This is a genomic window from Glutamicibacter creatinolyticus, from assembly GCF_006094275.1.
In the GTDB taxonomy this organism is placed as follows: Bacteria; Actinomycetota; Actinomycetes; order Actinomycetales; family Micrococcaceae; genus Glutamicibacter; species Glutamicibacter creatinolyticus.
Genome location: NZ_CP034412.1, coordinates 819,728 through 836,807 on the forward strand (window position 1 = coordinate 819,728; position 17,080 = coordinate 836,807).

Annotated in this window: 14 protein-coding genes and 8 pseudogenes; 13 read left to right on the forward strand and 9 right to left on the reverse strand. The window is 69.3% G+C overall.

From position 1 onward, the window contains the following. Together GcLGCM259_RS03730 and GcLGCM259_RS15815 are read right to left on the reverse strand one after the other, a co-directional pair. Positions 1-1,048 (reverse strand): annotated as a pseudogene (locus GcLGCM259_RS03730) (acyl-CoA dehydrogenase family protein); the annotation flags it as partial. 173 nt (positions 1,049-1,221) lie between these two features. Further along, positions 1,222-1,335 (reverse strand): annotated as a pseudogene (locus GcLGCM259_RS15815) (TetR family transcriptional regulator); the annotation flags it as partial. Positions 1,336-1,358: 23 nt separating this feature from the next. On the opposite strand from GcLGCM259_RS15815, the pseudogene GcLGCM259_RS15865 reads away from it, so the two are divergent. Beyond that, positions 1,359-1,565 (forward strand): annotated as a pseudogene (locus GcLGCM259_RS15865) (hypothetical protein); the annotation flags it as partial. A 201-nt stretch (positions 1,566-1,766) separates the two neighbouring features. Here GcLGCM259_RS15865 and GcLGCM259_RS15505 read toward each other — a convergent pair. From GcLGCM259_RS15505 to GcLGCM259_RS15515, 3 pseudogenes are all read right to left on the reverse strand, one after another. Then, positions 1,767-3,018, reverse strand: a pseudogene (locus tag GcLGCM259_RS15505) (DHA2 family efflux MFS transporter permease subunit); the annotation flags it as partial. 88 nt (positions 3,019-3,106) lie between these two features. Continuing rightward, positions 3,107-3,817 (reverse strand): annotated as a pseudogene (locus tag GcLGCM259_RS15510) (PhzF family phenazine biosynthesis protein); the annotation flags it as partial. Beyond that, positions 3,805-4,084, reverse strand: a pseudogene (locus tag GcLGCM259_RS15515) (AMIN-like domain-containing (lipo)protein); the annotation flags it as partial. The pseudogenes GcLGCM259_RS15515 and GcLGCM259_RS15510, both read right to left, overlap by 13 nt. A gap of 56 nt (positions 4,085-4,140) precedes the next feature. Here GcLGCM259_RS15515 and GcLGCM259_RS03760 point away from each other — a divergent pair. Continuing rightward, on the forward strand, positions 4,141-4,869 hold the full coding sequence (locus GcLGCM259_RS03760) for a mechanosensitive ion channel family protein (RefSeq protein ID WP_246049747.1): 729 nt from the start codon (positions 4,141-4,143) through the stop codon (positions 4,867-4,869). Between the two features lie 97 nt (positions 4,870-4,966). On the opposite strand, the pseudogene GcLGCM259_RS15520 reads toward GcLGCM259_RS03760, so the two are convergent. Continuing rightward, a pseudogene (locus GcLGCM259_RS15520) lies at positions 4,967-5,308 on the reverse strand (YqaJ viral recombinase family protein); the annotation flags it as partial. Positions 5,309-5,340: 32 nt separating this feature from the next. Here GcLGCM259_RS15520 and GcLGCM259_RS15755 point away from each other — a divergent pair. Genes GcLGCM259_RS15755 through GcLGCM259_RS03775 form a run of 3 tightly spaced genes read left to right on the forward strand, consistent with a single transcriptional unit; the run spans position 5,341 to position 6,858 of the window. Then, positions 5,341-5,478, forward strand: coding sequence for an ATP-binding cassette domain-containing protein (locus GcLGCM259_RS15755; RefSeq protein ID WP_342773599.1), 138 nt, complete (start codon positions 5,341-5,343; stop codon positions 5,476-5,478). Between the two features lie 34 nt (positions 5,479-5,512). Beyond that, a complete protein-coding gene (locus GcLGCM259_RS03770) occupies positions 5,513-6,010 on the forward strand; it encodes an ABC transporter ATP-binding protein (protein WP_342773600.1) in 498 nt (165 codons plus the stop codon). Then, complete coding sequence (locus GcLGCM259_RS03775) at positions 5,971-6,858, forward strand: hypothetical protein (RefSeq protein ID WP_138925814.1); 888 nt, start codon at positions 5,971-5,973, stop codon at positions 6,856-6,858. Before GcLGCM259_RS03770 ends, GcLGCM259_RS03775 begins: the two co-directional genes overlap by 40 nt. Positions 6,859-7,074: 216 nt before the next feature. Here the strand turns inward: GcLGCM259_RS03775 and GcLGCM259_RS15820 are convergent, their stop codons facing one another. Next, the gene (locus GcLGCM259_RS15820; RefSeq protein ID WP_425459791.1) at positions 7,075-7,536 is read right to left on the reverse strand and encodes an MBL fold metallo-hydrolase; all 462 of its coding nucleotides are present in this window, start codon (positions 7,534-7,536) and stop codon (positions 7,075-7,077) included. A gap of 29 nt (positions 7,537-7,565) precedes the next feature. Between GcLGCM259_RS15820 and GcLGCM259_RS15695 the strand changes: the two are divergent. The 5 genes and pseudogenes from GcLGCM259_RS15695 to GcLGCM259_RS03805 all read left to right on the forward strand — a co-directional run. Further along, positions 7,566-7,673 (forward strand): annotated as a pseudogene (locus tag GcLGCM259_RS15695) (iron chelate uptake ABC transporter family permease subunit); the annotation flags it as partial. 73 nt (positions 7,674-7,746) lie between these two features. Continuing rightward, positions 7,747-9,198, forward strand: coding sequence for an iron chelate uptake ABC transporter family permease subunit (locus GcLGCM259_RS15700; protein ID WP_138925815.1), 1,452 nt, complete (start codon positions 7,747-7,749; stop codon positions 9,196-9,198). Positions 9,199-9,201: 3 nt separating this feature from the next. Then, a complete protein-coding gene (locus tag GcLGCM259_RS03795; protein WP_138925816.1) occupies positions 9,202-10,260 on the forward strand; it encodes an ATP-binding cassette domain-containing protein in 1,059 nt (352 codons plus the stop codon). Further along, positions 10,218-11,027 (forward strand): siderophore-interacting protein, encoded by an 810-nt coding sequence (locus GcLGCM259_RS03800; protein WP_138925817.1) that lies wholly within the window; start codon positions 10,218-10,220, stop codon positions 11,025-11,027. Before GcLGCM259_RS03795 ends, GcLGCM259_RS03800 begins: the two co-directional genes overlap by 43 nt. Positions 11,028-11,277: 250 nt before the next feature. Beyond that, positions 11,278-12,600 (forward strand): glycosyltransferase 87 family protein, encoded by a 1,323-nt coding sequence (locus GcLGCM259_RS03805; RefSeq protein WP_138925818.1) that lies wholly within the window; start codon positions 11,278-11,280, stop codon positions 12,598-12,600. A 96-nt stretch (positions 12,601-12,696) separates the two neighbouring features. Here the strand turns inward: GcLGCM259_RS03805 and GcLGCM259_RS03810 are convergent, their stop codons facing one another. Then, a complete protein-coding gene (locus GcLGCM259_RS03810) occupies positions 12,697-13,545 on the reverse strand; it encodes an SGNH/GDSL hydrolase family protein (RefSeq protein ID WP_138925819.1) in 849 nt (282 codons plus the stop codon). An 87-nt stretch (positions 13,546-13,632) separates the two neighbouring features. On the opposite strand from GcLGCM259_RS03810, the gene GcLGCM259_RS03815 reads away from it, so the two are divergent. Then, positions 13,633-14,277 (forward strand): alpha/beta hydrolase, encoded by a 645-nt coding sequence (locus tag GcLGCM259_RS03815; protein WP_246049748.1) that lies wholly within the window; start codon positions 13,633-13,635, stop codon positions 14,275-14,277. Positions 14,278-14,283: 6 nt separating this feature from the next. Here GcLGCM259_RS03815 and GcLGCM259_RS03820 read toward each other — a convergent pair whose 3' ends face one another. Beyond that, positions 14,284-14,514 (reverse strand): RNA-binding S4 domain-containing protein, encoded by a 231-nt coding sequence (locus GcLGCM259_RS03820; protein WP_138175232.1) that lies wholly within the window; start codon positions 14,512-14,514, stop codon positions 14,284-14,286. 178 nt (positions 14,515-14,692) lie between these two features. Between GcLGCM259_RS03820 and GcLGCM259_RS03825 the strand changes: the two genes are divergently transcribed. Beyond that, positions 14,693-16,078, forward strand: a complete 1,386-nt coding sequence (locus GcLGCM259_RS03825) for a glycine--tRNA ligase (RefSeq protein ID WP_138175230.1) — start codon at positions 14,693-14,695, stop codon at positions 16,076-16,078. A 4-nt stretch (positions 16,079-16,082) separates the two neighbouring features. Further along, positions 16,083-17,003, forward strand: a complete 921-nt coding sequence (locus GcLGCM259_RS03830) for a GNAT family N-acetyltransferase (protein ID WP_138925821.1) — start codon at positions 16,083-16,085, stop codon at positions 17,001-17,003. Positions 17,004-17,080: the final 77 nt, after the last annotated feature.

A 17,080-nucleotide genomic window follows, 5' to 3' on the forward strand; every position in this document is an offset into this window, starting at 1 on the left:
TTAGGCGAAGGCGGAGATGCCGGTGATCGCCCGGCCCATGATCAGCGCCTGCACCGTTTCGGTGCCCTCATAGGTGTGCAGCGCCTCCATGTCCGCGAAGTGGCGGGCCACCCGGTTGTCGGTCAGGATGCCGTTGCCGCCCAACAGGTCCCGCGCGTTCGCCGCGATCGAACGGGCGGTGCGGGTGGCGGTGTACTTGGCCAGCGAGGCGGCCGGGCCGGTGAGCTTGCCCGCCATTTCGCGGCGGGTGGACTGCACGGCCAGCAGTTGGATGGTCGCCAGCTCGGACTGCATGCGCGCCAGTCGCTCCTGCACCACCTGGGAGGCGGCCAGCGGGCGACCGAACTGCACGCGCTGCTTGGCGTAGGCCACCGCGGATTCATAGCAGGCGGTCGCATGCCCAACCGCCGCCCAGGCCACGCCCAGGCGGGTGGCGAAGAGCACCGCGGCGGTGTCCTTGAAGCTGTTCGCGCCGGGCAGGACCATCTCATCGGGAACAAACACGTTCTCCAGCCGGATGTGCGCCTGCCAGATGGCGCGCAGCGACAGCTTGTTCTTGATCGTGGTCGCGGTGTAGCCCGCGGACTGCTGGTCCACCAGCAACCCGCGCACCTTGCCCTCGTCATCACGCGCCCAGACCACGCTGATCCCGCCGACCGAGCCGTTGCCGATCCACTTCTTCTCGCCGTTGAGCACGTAGCCGCCCTCCACCCGGGTGGCCCGGGTTTCCAGGGACACCGAGTCCGAACCGTGGGTGGGTTCGGTCAGGGCGAAGGCGCCGGGCAGTTCCCCGCGCAGCATCGGCACGCCGAACTTTTCGATCTGCTCGGGGCTGCCACACTGCAGGATGGAACGCAGTGCCAACCCGGCCTGCACGCCCACAATGGTGCCCACCGAGCCGTCGCCGCGGTGCAGCTCCATGTTCACCAGCCCGGCGGCCATGGCGCTCATTGGGGGCGTACCCCTTGGGGGTCTGCCCGTCGCGCAGCAGATCGGCGTCGCCCAGCTTCTTGACCAGGTGCAGCGGGTAGTCGGCGGTCTCCCAGTATTCGTGGGAAGACGCCGGTGGGATCGATCTCCACGTCGGTGGTCCACAGGTCGTAGTCCGGCTCGGTGACACCGGGGGGGAAGTCGGACATGGGTGATGATCATTTCCTGGTCCGCGAAGACCATATTCTCCTTGGAACCGAAACGGCGGAAAAACGTGGAACGGGACATGCCGGCGGCGTTGGCCAGCTCATCGACGCTGGTGGCGTCAAATCCCTGGTCGATCAGCAGTTCGAGGGCGGCAACGGGCACGGCGGAAGAAGTGATCATGATTGTTGAATCTAGCATGGAAACGAAAGAAGTGAGGATCGATGGGTATCTCAATTGCAAATGCCGCACTACGTCTGGTCAGCGGTGCGTACATCCTCAACAGCGGCATCAACAAGCTGCGCCTGGATGAGGAAAGCGCCGCCGGGCTGCAGCAGATGGCCTCCAACGGCGTGCCGCAGCTGGGCAACATGGAACCGGCAGCGTTCGGCAAGGCGGTCTCCGCCACCGAGATCTCGCTGGGCTCTGCGCTGCTGCTGCCACTGGTTCCCTCCCGTCTGGCCGGACTGGGGCTGGCCGGCTTCTCCGGAGTCATGCTCAGCATGTACCTGCGCACCCCGGGGCTGACCGAGTCCGACGGCATCCGCCCCACCGCCGAGGGCGGCACCCTGGCCAAGGACGTGTGGCTGGCCGGAATCGCCGTCGCCCTGATCTTCGGGCGCCGCTCACCGCACCTGCGCCGAGATGCGCGACTGCATCATCACCGCGATCAGCGCCGAGCCGAGCACCGCACCGATCTGCCGGGTCGTGTTGTACACCCCGGAACCGGCCCCGGCGTTGGCCGGGCCCAGGTCGCGGGTGGCGGTCAGTGACAGCGACGGCCAGATCATGGCCGAACCCAGCCCCTGCAGCACCGGTGGAAGCAGCAGCACCCACAGTGGGGTGTCGGCGTGCATCAGGAACGCGTAGCTGACGATGCCCCCGCCGCCCAACAGTGCGAAGCCCGGGATCGCGAACTTGCGCGGGTGCCATCGGTGACATCAGCAGCGCCGCCTGGGTGGGGCTCAGTTCGCGCACCGACTGCAGGTAGAAGATCATCGGCAGGCTCAGCGTGGTGATGGCCAGGCCCATGAAGCTGATGCCCAGGTTCGCCAGGGAGAAGTTCCGGTCGCGGAAGAGGCCCAGCGGCACCAGCGGTTCCTTGGTGGTGCGCGACTGCCACCAGATGAACGCCGCGAGCAGCACCAGCCCGGCAATGATCAGGTGCACCGAGCCGATCGGCCCGATGAACGGTTCCCAGTTGGTGGAATCCCCCTCCTGGATGCCGTAGACCAGGGCGAACATGGCCGCCGCGGAGAGGATCACGCCCAGCGTGTCGAAGGTCGGCGAGTGCGGCTGGAGCTTGGGCACCCAGCGCATCACCAGGATGAAGGTCAGCACGCCCACCGGCAGGTTGATGAAGAAGATCCACTCCCAGCCCAGGGTGTCCACCAGCAGCCCGCCGGCGATCGGGCCCACCAGCGAGGCCACCCCGGCCACCGCGCCCCACACGCCCATGGCCGCGCCACGGTGACGGTAGGGGAAGAGCCGGGTGATCATCGTCATCGACTGCGGGGACATCATCGCCGCGCCGAAGCCCTGCACGGCGCGGGCGGCAATCAGCGAGCCGATGCTGGGGGAAAGCCCGCACCAGGCCGAGGCGCCGGTGAACAGCACCAGACCGATCAGGTAGATGTTGCGCGGGCCGAAGCGGTCGCCCAGGCGCCCGGTAATCAGCAGCGGCACCGCAAAGGTGAGCAGGTAGGCGCTGTTCACCCAGATGATCGCGGTCAAATCCGCGTGCAGCGCCCCCATGATGGCCGGCATCGCCATGGACACGATCGTGGTGTCCAGCAGGATCATGAAGAAGCCGATGACCAGCGCCCATAGCGCCCGCCATGCGGCCTTCGAAGTCCACGTTGCCGCAGATCCGGGTGACCACATCCCCGCCCACCCAGATGCCGGTGCCGTCGTTTTCCACGTGCAGGATCGCCGAGCGCCCCACCCGGGTGCCCTGGCGGACGGTGTAGCGCTGCGGGGCCAGGGCCGCCTCGGTCAGCCACTGCCCGAATCCGGCGTTCAGCGAGCCGGTGGCCGGGTCCTCCTGGATCGCCTCGCTGGGCACGAAGGAGCGGGCCTCGAAGTCGGCCGGAGGCTGCAGCACCACCGAGCCGAAGCGCTCCTCGGAACGGTAGCGGTCCGAGGCATCCAGCGGGCGCAGCTCCTCGCGGGTGCCGGACACGCGGGGCAGCACGCTGCCGCGCGGCTGCCAGGAACCAAAGGTGACGCTGGAGGAGGTGTAGGGCCCGATCACCCCCAGCTCCAGGCCCTCCAGGGCGGGGTAGTCCGGTTCGATGGCCAGCACCACGTCCGCATCGCCCAGCAGCATCCGCTCGACGCGCACCTCGATCAGGCCCGCGGCGCACTGCTGAACCAGGTGTTCGTCGCGGGCCGGCTGCCCGCCGGCCTCCAGCCAGGCCTGGGCGGCACCCAGGGTGGGGTGCCCGGCGAAGGGCAGCTCCGTGCTGGGGGTGAAGATCCGGATGGAGTAGTCGGCCCCCGGCTCGGTGGGGGCAATGAAGAAAACGGTTTCGGACTGCTTCATCCACCGGGCGAAGCGCTGCATCGCCTCGGTGTCGAGCTCGTCGGCGTCGAAGACCACGGCCAGCCCGTTGCCGCTGAAGGCGGTGGGCGCGAACACATCAACCTGCTGATAGGCGAAGACGGGGTTCATATATTGCATGGTGGCACATCCGTGCGCGCGGGTGAGCCGGTGTTACGCACCACATGGTGGGCGACGTCGATCACCAGCCGTGAACCGGTGCCCGGTCCATCCAGCGTGAAGGCCCGCATCGGCAGCCGGGCCCGGGTGGACAGGCCCCAGTCGGTTTGGCCTTCGAAGCTGCCCAGGTAGGCCAGCTGCGTTGACGTACTTCACGGTGTACCCGGTCTTCTTGCCCGTCAGGTCAATGACCAGGCGGTCGAAGCAGGCGTGGCGTCCGGTACGCACTCACCTGGTTCCTGATCCGCCTGGCCAAGGGGATCGAGAACTTCATGCTGGGGCGGTTGCAGAAGAGGATCGGCACCGGACGCAAGCTGGCGAAGGTGGAAACCCAGATCGGGCTGCTGCGCCGGGTGCTGGCCGCGATCCTGGTGGTGCTGGCGGTCGCCGCGATCCTGCTGACAATCGAACAGGTCAGGGCGCTGGGCGCCGGTATTCTGGCCTCCGCCGGCCTGATGTCGGTGGTCGTCGGCCTGGCGGTGCAGACCCCGCTGTCCAATGTTTTTGCCGGCATGCAGGTGGCCTTCACCGACTCGATCCGCGTGGGCGACACCATCGTGGTGGAAGGCGAACGCGGCTCGGTGGAGGAGATCACCCTGAGCTACGTGGTGGTCCTGCTGCTGGACGGGCGGCGCATGATCCTGCCCTCCACCTACTTCACCACCACGCCGTTTGAGAACTGGTCGCGGCGCTCCACCGAGATCAGCGGCAATGTGGTGCTGGAGCTGAAGTGGAACGCCCCGGTGGACTACCTGCGCAAGCGCACCACCGAACTGCTGGAGTCCTCGGACCTGTGGGACGGGCGCAGCAACTCCCTGGTCGTGACCGACGCGGTCGGCGGGCTGCAGACCGTGACCATCTATTTATCGGCCCGCAACGCCGGCGACCTGTGGGACCTGCGCAACATGGTGCGCGAAAAGCTGCCAGCCACCCCGCCTTGTCGATCAGGTCCGCGATCATGGTGTCATCGCGCTCAACCCAACGGAATTCGGGCACCGCGTTCAGCGGGATGAAGTTCTCGTGCTGTTCCCACACGAACAGCGTGCGTTCGGCGCCGATCACGTACTGCTGCCACAGGATCTGGCGCAGGTAGTGGCGCGGAACCCGGTTGAAGGGCTTGTTCGTGGTCTTGATTTCAGCCAGCACCGGGGTGCCCTGGGCATCGAAGCCCAGCCCGTCCGGGGTGGCCAGGTGCAGGCGGTTCTCCCGGGAATGGAACAGCTGGCTGGAGGGGAAGATGTTGAAGTTCTCCAGCACCCAGTTGGCGATCACCGGCTCGCGGCGCCGGCCGTGCTCGGTGTAGGGGTTGCCGGAAAAACCGGAACCGTACAGCTTGTCCCAGGCCGCGGACTTGATGGAGCGTTCGGTGGACAGCTTGGCCACGTCGGTGGCGGTGATGCCCTGTGAGCGGGCCCGCAGCCATTCGATGCGGTTCGACGAATCGGCCAGCACCCGCTGGAAGCACTCATGGCTCCCTGGCCATCATGGGGCCCTCCGGATCCGGGAAGTCCACCCTGCTGCACACCCTGGCCGGGATCGAGGCCCCGAACTCCGGGCCGTCACCCTGGCTCTGCCCGGCCGGGTCCCGGTGGAAATCGGCCGCGCTCGAAGCTGCGCCGTGAGGCGTTCGGCTTCGTCTTCCAGTCCGGGCTGCTGATCCCGGAGCTGACCGCGGAGGAGAACGTGGCGATGGCCCTGCTGATCAACTCCACCCCGCGCCAGCGGGCCATCGAACTGGGCCGCCAGGCGCTGGTCCGGATGGGGCTGGCCGGCATGGAGCAGCGGCGGATCGGTGAACTGTCCGGCGGGCAGGCGCAGCGCGTGGCGATCGCCCGCGCCCAGGTCACCGGCGCCCAGCTGATCTTCGCCGATGAGCCCACCGGTGCGCTGGATTCGGCCACCGGGGCCGAGGTGCTGGACGCGCTCTTTGCCGGCACCGTCGCCGAAGGCAAGACCCTGGTGATGGTCACCCACGACGAACAGGTCGCCTCGCGCTGCGACCGCGTGGTGCGCCTGCTCGACGGGCGGATGGGCCGCTGCCCGGCTCTCGGCGCGCGGCCACGACCGGGCGCTGTCCGCGCTGCGCGTGATGGGCGCCACCGGTGGGCAGGGGCGTGGGGCTGTATGGCCTGCTGGCCCCGCTGGTGGGGCTGATCCACTTCCAGGGCCGGGCGCTGGGCAACGCGGTCTACGCCTCCGCGCTGGTGGTGGTCGGGGTGCTGCTGGCGGTCGCGGTGCTTTCGGTGATCAGCTCGCTGATCGGGCTGCGCAAACTGGTGATCACCCCGCTGGCCGTGCGCCGCCGCGGACACAGCGGCCTGGGGGTGATGAACCTGGTCGGCCCGTGGCTGGTGGCCATGGTGGGCCGTGCCAAGCTGCGCAAGGCCCAGGACGGGGCGCAACTGCTGGCGGCCCGGATGATCCTGGAATCCCCGCAGCAGGCCTGGCGCCAGGTCTCCGGGGTGGCGATGGCCGCCTTCATCGCCGTGGTCGGCGGCACCGGCGCGGCGATGATGCAGCAGGACGTGCTGAGCGGGGTGCTGCTGACCCTGGCGGTGAGCTTCATCTGCGTGGCCGCCTCCAGCACGATCACCCAGGCCGCCGCCACCCTGGACCGGGCGGACCTGTACCACGGGCTGAACCGGCTGGGCATGCCCTACGAGCTGATGAACCGGGCCCGGCCGACTCCGGCCCGATCACCATCGAGCACATCTATGGGGAAACCACCTTCGACCAGGTGCCCGAGGACATCGCCACGATCTCCTGGGTCAATGCCGACGCCCTGCTGGCCCTGGACACCGTTCCGGTCGGCATGGACAGCGACATCTGGGGGCAGAACGCCAACAACTCGACCGACTGGAAGGACGCCAAGCTCAAGGAGCTGGGCGCGCAGATCGGCTCCGAGAACGCGCCGACGCAGTTCTCCGTCGCCGACGGGATCGACTTCGAGGCGATCGCCCAGGCCAAGCCGCAGGCCATCTTTGCCGCGTACTCCGGGTTGACACGACAAGCTGTCCAAGATCGCTCCGGCCGTGGGGCCGATCGAGGCCAACTACCCGGACCAGCTGGCAGCAGACCACCGAAGCGGCCGGCGAGCTGCTGGGCAAGGACGAGCAGGCTAGGAGTTGGTCGCCAGGTAGTGCAGTTGCGCCTCAAGCGAATGGGTTGCCGCGCCGACAAGGCGCGGGTCAAGGTCGGGGTACACCAGGTCCAGCAGTTCAGCGGGCGTGGCGTGGGCCCCGGCCTTGCCAGCAGCGGGTGCGACCCGGTGCTGCGGCCCGTGGGCTGGATGCAGCGGCAGGTCCGGCAACCCGGCCAGGCGCTGCAGCGAATCCAGGTAGTCCACCAGTGTGCCGTCCGGGTGCTCCAGGATGGTGGTGCCCCGGCCCAGGATCGTGTCCCCGGTGAACAGGGCCCCGGCGCGCCCTGGCGGACGAAGCACACCGACTCGGAGGTGTGCCCCCGGCCGCGTCGATGACCTCCCGGTCCGACAGCGGCGCGGCGTCGCGGCAGTGCTCGGGCAGCAGCGCGCGCACCGGGGCGTTGGTCAGCCGGTGCAGCCGGTCGATCCCGCCGGTGTGATCGGCATGCCGGTGGGTGATCAGCACCAGCACCACCCGGTGGGCGGCCAACGCGGCCAGGTGCTCCTCCAGGTCCGGGCCCGGATCGATGAGCACCACCGGGCTGCCGGGACGCGGAACATGCGGTGGTGCATTCGCGCATTGCGCGCACCGTCGGGGCCCTGGTCACCGGCGCGGCGCTGGGGCTGGCCGGGGCCGGGATGCAGGGGCTGACCCGCAACCCGCTGGCCGACCCCGGGATCCTGGGGCTGAACGCCGGCGCCGCGCTGGCGGTGGTCGCCGCGATCGCGCTCGCCCGGCCGGCCGGTCATGGTGGCCGCGTTCGCCGGGGCCGCGGCGGTGATGACCCTGGTCTACCTGGTCGCCTCCATCGGGCGGGAGGGCGCCACCCCGATCAAGCTGGCGTTGGCCGGCGCCGCCCTGGCGGTGGGGCTGACCGCGGTGACCAACGCGCTGCTGATGATTTCCCGGGCCGCGCTGGACGAATTCCGGTTCTGGCAGATCGGCGTGCTGGGCACCGCCCGGGTCTCCAATGCGGTGGCGATGGGCGAGCAGACCGCGACCGCGCTGGGCTTCAACCTGGGCCGGATGCGGCTGCTGGGGTCGATCGGGATCGTGCTGCTGGCCGGGACCGCCACCGCGGTGGCCGGGCCGATCGCGTTCGTCGGGCTGATCATCCCGCATGCGGTGCGCCTGCTGATCGGTTCGGACTACCGCTGGCTGATGCCGGGGTGCCTGCTGGCCGGGCCGGTGCTGATGCTCGCCGCCGACGTGCTTGGACGGCTGATCGCCCCGCCGGGGGAAGTGCAGGCCGGGGTGATGTGCGCGGCGCTGCTGGGCGGCGCCGCCGCCTACCTGTTCTGGGGGCGCGAGGCCCTGGACCCCGGCGAGGTGCTGGCCGTGCTGGGCGGGCAAAGCGTGCCGGGCACCTCGTTCATCGTGATGGAGGACCGCCTGCCCCGCCTGGTGGTCGGGGCGCTGGCCGGGGCCGGTTTCGGGGTCAGCGGCGCCCTGTTCCAGCGCTGGCTGGGCAACCCGCTGGCCAGCCCCGACGTGATCGGCGTCGGATACGGTGCGGCGGCCGCGGCGATCGTGGCGATGGTGTACTTCGGGGTCAACGGCTGGGCGATGAACGCCGCCGCCCTGGCCGGCGGGCTGGGGGTGGCGGCGGTGATCTACTGGCTCTCGGCCTCCGGCACCCGCACCGGCCCGCGGCTGATCCTGGCCGGGCTGGCGATCGGGGCGATGCTGCAGGCGGTGATCCAGTACCTGCTCACCCAGGCCCAGCTGAACACCGCCGGGGACGCGATCCGCTGGCTGACCGGCTCGCTGTCCGCCGCCACCTGGGATGCGGCGACGGTGCTGGGCCTCGGGCTGGGGGTGGTGGGCCTGGTGCTGGTGCCGGTGGTGGTGCGCCAGCTGAAGCTGCTGGAGCTGGGGGAGGACACCGCCGCGGCACTGGGGCTGAACGTTCCGGCGGCCCGTGCGCTGCTGGTGTTCACCGCGGTGGCGATGGGCGCGATCCCGGTGGCGGTCACCGGCCCGCTGGCCTTCGTCGCCTTCCTGGCCGGGCCGATCAGTGCCGCGCTGACCCGATCGGCCATGCTGACCGGCGCGGTGATCGTCGTGGTGGCGAACTTCGCGGCCGCGAACCTCTTTGCGCAAGTGTCCCTGCCGGTGGGCGTGATCACCGGAGCATTCGGCGCACCGTTCCTGCTATGGGTCCTGGTGCGTGCCAACTCAACTGGAAACGGGGGATAACCCATGGCCGATCTGCGGGCCACAGGCCTGACGCTGGCCTACGACAAGGTCACCATCGTCGATGAACTCTCACTGCAAATCCCCACCGGGGAAGTGACCATGGTGGTCGGCGCCAACGGCTGCGGAAAGTCCACGCTGCTGCGCGCGCTGGCCCGGCTGCTCAAGCCCGCCCAGGGCCAGGTGCTGCTGGACGGCTCGGACATCCACACCCGCCCGGCGCGGGAGGTGGCCAAGAAGCTGGGGCTGCTGCCGCAGACCCCCAACGCCCCGGACGGGATCACCGTGCGCGAGCTGATCAGCCGCGGCCGCTACCCGCACCAGGGCTGGTTCAAGCGCTTCTCCGCGGAGGACGAGGCCGCCGTGGCCCGGGCCATGGAGCTGACCCGCACCTCGGAGCTGTCCGAACGCCCGGTCGATGAGCTCTCCGGCGGGCAGCGCCAGCGCGTGTGGATCGCGATGGCGCTGGCCCAGGAAACCGGGCTGCTGCTGCTGGATGAGCCGACCACCTACCTGGACATCGCCCACCAGCTCGAGGTGCTGGACGTGATCGCCGAGCTGAACCGCACCCGCGGGATCACCGTGGTGATCGTGCTGCACGATCTGAATCTGGCCGCCCGCTACGCCGACCACCTGGTGGCGCTGAAGGACGGGAAGGTCTTCGCCTCCGGGCACCCCAGCGTGGTGGTCACCGAGAAAACCGTCAAGGAGGTGTTCGGGATGCCCTCGCGGGTCATCCCCGACCCGGTGGCCGGCACCCCGCTGGTGCTGCCCATCGGCAAGCACCGGGTGCTGCGCGCCGAAAGCCTGCTGGCCGCGAACGGGATCGTGCGCCGGGACACGCCGCCCAGTGCCGAGCACTGCCCGACCCTGGCGTTTGAGACCGAGGTGGTACGCGCCGAGAACATCTCCCCCTCCTTCCGGCGCATCACCCTGGCCGGTCCGGACCTGGAGCACTTTGGCACCAACAGCCACCCGCTGGACATGCGCATCAAGCTGCTGCTGCCACCAACAAGGCCGGCATGCTGCCCCAGGAGCTGGCCGCGATGCGCCCGGCCGGGCTGACCAGCCCCGCCGAGCAGGCCGGCTGGTACCAGCGCTGGCTGGCGATCGACCCGCAGGAGCGCGGGGTGATGCGCACCTACACGGTGCGCGCCTTCCGCGACGCCGGGCACCGCGACAACCAGAGCGGGGACTGGCCGGAACTGGACATCGACTTCGTGCTGCACGGACGCTACGTGGACGGGCACCTGCAGGGCGGGCCGGCCACCGAATGGGGCGCCGGGGCGAAGCTCGGGGACCGGATGCTCCTGCTGGGGCCGAACAAGGCGCTGAACGACGCCAGCTACGGCGGCATCGAATTCCGGCCCGGCAACGCCACCCGCGTGCTGCTGGTGGGCGATGAGACCGCCGCGCCGGCGATCTGCTCGATCCTGGAGGCGCTGCCCTCCACGGTGACCGGCGATGCGTTCATCGAGGTCCCGGAGGCCGGGGACATCCTGGGCACCACGACCGCCTCCGGGGTGTCGGTGCAGTGGCTGACCCGCGGCACCCAGCCGCACGGCAAGCTGTTGGAGTCCGCCGTGCGGGAGGCGGTGGCGATCCCCGCGGCGGGGGTGGTGCACACCAACGCCGACCCGGAGGACGTGGACATCGATTCGACGATCCTGTGGGAAACCGGCGGCGGCTCGGCCGGGCCGTTCTACGCGTGGATCGCCGGGGAGGCCTCCGCGGTCAAGACGCTGCGCCGCTACCTGGTCAAGGACGTGGGCATCGACCGCAAGCAGGTGGCCTTCATGGGCTACTGGCGCGAGGGGAAGACCGAAAACTAGGCTGCCACCGCACCCTGGGCTGCAGTGGTTTTACAAGCTGTGGTGGTGTGGAGCGCGGTATTAACCAAATAAAGAGACACGCCCTAGCCGCCCTGCGACGCAGCAGCTTTTTTGCGCGCGCCGGGACATCCACCAGTATGCGGTGGACGTCCCGGCGCGCACTGCGTTAAAGCTCCCGGACCGTGCGGCGGCGGTGCCGTCCCCGCGGTGGGCGGCCCACCGCGGCGGCGGACCCCCATAGACTTGTCGGGTGCCTTTAGAGAATCCTGGATTTCAAGCCTCCATCACGCCGCGCCAGTGGCTGTCCCTGTTCCGCCGGCCCTGGTTCCTGCTGGGCCTGGCCGCCGCGCTGGGGATCGTGCTGCTGGCCTGCCCGCTGTACGGGCTGGACTTCCGGGTGTACCGCGAAGGGGCGAAGGTGCTGTTCGCCGGGCTGAACGAGCGCTCCTTGTATGACCCGATGCCGCAGGAACTGGGCACCCGCGGCCTGCCGTTCACCTACCCGCCATTCGCCGCCGCCCTGTTCCTGCCCTTCGCGCTGCTGCCCGCGACGCTGGGCATGGTGCTGATCACCGCCACCACGCTGCTGTGCCTGGTGGGGGCCGCGCTGTTGGCGGTCGGCTACATCCACCGCCACGGGGCGCTGGGCTGGTTCGCCCACACCCAGCTCCGCCGCGGCCTGGCGGTGCTGCTGGCCATCACGCTAATCGGGGTGAGCGGGCCCTGGCGGGACAGCCTGGACTTCGGGCAGATCAACGCGATGATCATGGCGCTGATCGTGATCGACGTGGTGCGCCCGGGCCGCTGGCTGCCGCGCGGGGTGCTGATCGGGGTGGCCGCCGGGATCAAGCTCACGCCCCTGGCGTTCGGGCTGATCTTCCTGGCCCGCCGGGATCTGCGCTCGCTGTTCGGGATGGCCGGCGGGTTCGCCGCCACCATCGCCGTCGGCTGGCTGGTGGCCGGAGGCGAGTCGATGACGTTCTGGTCCTCGCTGCTGGAATCGGCCACCCGGGTCGGGGACCCGGCCGCGATGTACAACCTGTCGCTGAACTCGCTGCTGTTCCACCTTGGGCTCGAGGGCAGCGCCCAGAAGCTGGCCTGGGCGGCGGCCTGCCTGGGCATGGTGCTCCTGGGGTACGCGGCGATCCGCCTCGCGCAGCGGCGCGGGGACGTGCTGGCCGCGATCAGCGTCAACGCGCTGGTGATGCTGGCGATCTCCCCGGTGTCCTGGTTCCACCACTGGGTGTGGATCGCGTTGGGACTGCCGGTGGTGTGGGTGGCCGCCTGGCGCCGCCGCGGGATCGCCCGCGCCCTGGGCCGGGGCCTGTGCCTGGTGCTGGTGCTGGCGTTCTCGCTCTCCTCCTACGCCTGGACGATCCTGGTGGCCGGGAAGATCTTCAATTCCGGGCCCTGGGGCTGGGAGATGTATTCCAGCCTCGGGCTGCTGGCCTCGCTCACCGCCGTGGCCGGGGCGCTGGTCACCCGCCAGCAACACGCGCCGCCCGCGGACGCGGAGGCCGGGGCCGGCGCCGGAACGGTGCCGGCCAACCAGCGGCCGGGCACCGGCGGCTAAAGGCCGGATAAACCGGCAAAAGTCCTGTCGGGCACCTTCCACAAGGTGCCCGGCAGGACTATTTCGCATTCGCCTGCCGGCTGGCGCCGGCGGCAGCTACTTCCCGGCGCCCAGGGATTCGTTCGGGGCCGGTTCGGTGAACGGGGTGGGTTCCGGGCGCTTGGGGGTGATCCCGTCCCCGGAGGACTGGTGGCGCAGCCGGCGCAGCACCCACGGGGCCAGGTGTTCACGCGCCCAATGCAGGTCCTCCAGCCGGGCGGTGCGCCAGGTGCGGGTGTCCGGCTCGAAGTTCACCTCAAGATCCAGGGTGTGCGGCACGTTCAGCGCGTCCAGGGCCATCGCGGCAATCCGCTGGTGCCCGAGCGGGGAGAAGTGCAGCCGGTCCTCGGACCACATGGCCGGGTGGTGCAGTTCGCGCAGCGCCCACATGTCGGCCACGATCGCATCATGGCGGGCGGCCACGGTACGGATGTTCTCGTTGTAGATCGCCACCCGGCCGCGGATTCCGCCCAGCACCGGGGTGTCACGGATGTCCGGGCCGTTGAAGATCAGCAAGGTGGCCCCCGAGGCGGCCAGGGCCCCGACCGCTGCATCGAGCTGCTCGGCGATCCGGTCCGGGTCCCCGCCGGGGCGCAGCACGTCGTTGCCGCCGGCGCAGATGCTGATCAAGTCGGGCTTTAGGGCGATCGCCGGGTCAATCTGCTCCTCGACGATCTGGGCGATCAGTCGTCCGCGGATGGCCAGGTTCGCGTAGGCGAAGTCCTCGACGCTGGAGCTGAGCTGTTCGGCCAGCCGGTCGGCCCAGCCGCGGTGGCGTCCCGGGTTGTTCTCATCCGGGTCCCCGATGCCCTCGGTGAAGGAATCACCCAGCGCCACATAGCGGCGCCAGGGATGGGCGCCGGGGTTGCCGGTGCCGGCTGGTTCTACGTCTGGATTCTGTGACACACACAGTATGTTACTAGTCAGTCACCTACAGTCAATGGCCGGGCCCCGATCCCGGGCTGCGCTAGGCTGGTGGGCACTATGGACCCGATGACTTCCGCCCCCGTTGCCCTGATTTCCCGTTCCGAAACCGAGCGGGCCGGCACCCCGCTGCTGGTGCTGCTGCACGGCTATGGCTCCAATGAACAGGACCTGATGGGGCTGCTGCGCCTGCTGCCCGAGGAATTCACCTATCTTTCGGTGCGCGCCCCGCTGCCCGCCGGCCCCGGATACTCCTGGTTCCCGCTGAACCAGGACATCGACTATTCGCTGGATGCGGTGGAGGCCAGCGTCCAGGCGCTGTGGCAGTTCCTGGCCCCGCAGCTGCAGCAGCATTCCTCGCTCAGCCTGCTGGGCTTCTCCCAGGGCATGGCGATGGCGACCTCGCTGGCCCGCTACCGGCGGGAGGCGGTCACCGCGGTGGTGGGCCTCTCGGGATTTGTGGTCCAGGCGCCGGATTCGCAGGTCTTTGACGACGCCAAGCTCAAGGCCGACCCGCTGCCGCTGTTCTGGGGCAGGGATGTGGCCGACCCGGTGATCACCCCGCAGAAGGTGGAGTACACCATGGGCTGGGTGCAGCAGCACGCTAAGCTGACCCACCACACCTACCCGCAGATCCAGCACTCGGTGTGCGCCGAGGAGCTGGCAGACGTCAGCGCGTTCCTGCGCGCCCACGTGCTGCAGCAGGCCAAGTAGCCGCAGCTAACCGGCGCGCTGCACCTGCACGCACTGCCCGTGCACGCACACGGTTTCGCCCCCGCGCAGCTGGGCGCCGCGCCGGGTCTCCACCTGGCCGTCCACAGTGACCAGGCCCTCGGCTATCAGCTCCTTGGCATCCAGGCCGTCCTCGGCCAGGTTCGCCAGCTTCAGCAGCTGGCCCAGGCGGATGGATTCGTCGCGGATTTGGATGGGGAAGATCTCTTCGCTGCTCATGCCTCCATTCTCGCCCATCCCGGCGCCGGGCGGGGCACCGCGGCCCGGAAGGTGAGTTCCACATCTCACGTGAGCTACTCAATGCGGTGCCCCGGGGATGGGGAGGATAGGCTGGGAAGGTATGTTTTTCCCCCTGCGGACCGCAACCAGCGGCCTCGTGAGTACCCATGGAGTTGATATGGCGCCACAGTCCAAGCTTGATCAAGTCATTTCCCTCGCCAAGCGGCGCGGTTTCGTCTTTCAGGCCGGTGAAATCTACGGCGGTTCCCGCTCCGCATGGGACTACGGGCCCCTAGGCACGGAACTGAAGGAGAACATCAAGCGCCAGTGGTGGCAGGCATTCGTGCGCGGCCGCGAGGACATGGTGGGCCTGGACTCCTCAATCATCCTGCCCAAGGCCGTCTGGGAGGCCTCCGGGCACGTGGCCACGTTCACCGACCCGCTGGTGGAGTGCACCAACTGCCACAAGCGCCACCGTCAGGACCACCTGATCGAGGCGTTCGAGGCCAAGAAGGGCCGCGCCCCGAAGGACGGGATGAGCGAGATCGCCTGCCCGGACTGCGGAACCAAGGGCCAGTTCACCGAACCGCAGCTGTTCTCCGGCCTGGTCAAGACGTACCTGGGCCCGGTGGACAACGAGGCCGGGCTGCACTACATGCGCCCGGAAACCGCGCAGGGCATCTTCGTGAACTTCGCCAACGTGCTCACCGCCAGCCGCAAGAAGCCGCCGTTCGGCATCGGGCAGATCGGCAAGGCGTTCCGCAACGAGATCACCCCGGGCAACTTCATCTTCCGCACCCGTGAGTTCGAGCAGATGGAGATCGAGTACTTCACCGCCCCGGAGGAGGCCAAGGAGCACTTCGACGCGTGGGTGGAGACCTGCTGGAACTGGTTCCTGGACCTGGGCATCAACGAGGAGAACCTGCGCCGCTTCGACGTGCCCGAAGACGAACGCGCCCACTACTCGGAGGCGACCATCGACTTCGAGTACCGCTTCGGCTTCGCCGGCTCGGAGTGGGGTGAGCTGATGGGCGTGGCCAACCGCACCGACTACGACCTGGCCTCGCACACCAAGGCCTCCGGCGTGGACCTGAGCTACTTCAACCAGGCCACCGGCCAGCGCTACACCCCGTACGTGATCGAACCGTCCTTCGGGCTGACCCGTTCGATGATGGCCTTCCTGGTCGACGCGTACACCGAGGACGAGGCCCCGAACACCAAGGGCGGGGTGGACAAGCGCACCGTGCTCAAGCTCGACCCGCGCCTGGCCCCGGTCAAGGCCGCCGTGCTGCCGCTGAGCCGCAACGCCGAGCTGTCCCCGAAGGCCAAGGAGCTGGCCAGCGAGCTGCGCCGCCGCTGGAACATCGACTTCGACGACGCCGGGGCGATCGGGCGCCGCTACCGCCGCCAGGATGAGATCGGCACCCCGTTCTGCATCACCGTGGACTTCGACACCCTGGAGGACCAGGCCGTGACGATCCGCGAACGCGACACCATGGCCCAGGAGCGCATCGCACTGGATAAGGTCACCACCTACCTGTCCGAGCGGCTGAACGGGGCCTAGGGCAATGGCAGAGGTGAACTTCCGCCCCTGGCGTGCCGGCGATGACCTGCAGCTGCTGCAGGTCTTCGGCGACCCGCGCTCCCCGCAGGCCCACCAGGACCGCACCATGCTGCGCGCGGACTCCGACGCGCCGTTCTCCCGCTGCCTGGTGGCCACCGTCCAGGACGTGGCCGTGGGTGCCGGGGTGGTGTTCGCCTCCTCCCTGCACCCGCAGCGGCTGTGGCTGTTCGTGGAAATCGCCCCGGCCAACCGCCGGCAGGGCATTGGCCGGGAACTGGTCCGGCGGCTGCGCGCACTCATCCCGGGCGACCAGCCCGGCGAGCTCAAGGCCCGCTACACGGTGACCCCGGGGGACGCGGCCGAGGCCGCCGCCGGGTTCTGCGCGGCACTGGGCCTGAAGGAGATCCAGGTGTCCCGCGATGTGATCCTGGAGCCCGGGGCGCTGGCCGAACCGGACTTTGAAACCAACGAGCGGGTGATCGAGGATCTGGCCACCGGCAGCGTGGAGCTGACCAACCTGGTCATGGACTTCTACAACGCCACCCACCAGTGGGACCCGGCGCAGATGACGCTGGGTTCGGCTCAGCGGATGTTGCTTGATGAGCACACCGGGGCGCAGGCCGCCCTGGTGCTGCGCGACCGGCCCAAGGCCCAGGGCGGGAACATCCTGGCCTTCGCGGTCAGCTACCTCCCGGCCCGGGAGAATGCGCCCAGTGACGTGCTGGTTGGGCACAACCCGGCGTTCAGCGACGAGGATGTGGCCGAGGCGGTGCGGGACATGGTGGCGATGCTGATCCACCAGTACCCGGTGAAGCTGGAGGTCGACTCCTCGATGTTCGTGCTCTCCTCCCTGGTGGACGCGCTGGCCGGGGTGGAGCAGGCCACGGTCATCTCCACCACCCACATCCTGGCCTCCGACGCCTAGCTCCGGCTGCCCGGAGGCAGGAGAACAACAGCGGGACCCGAACATTCGGGTCCCGCCGCTGTTTCAGGCCTCCGGCG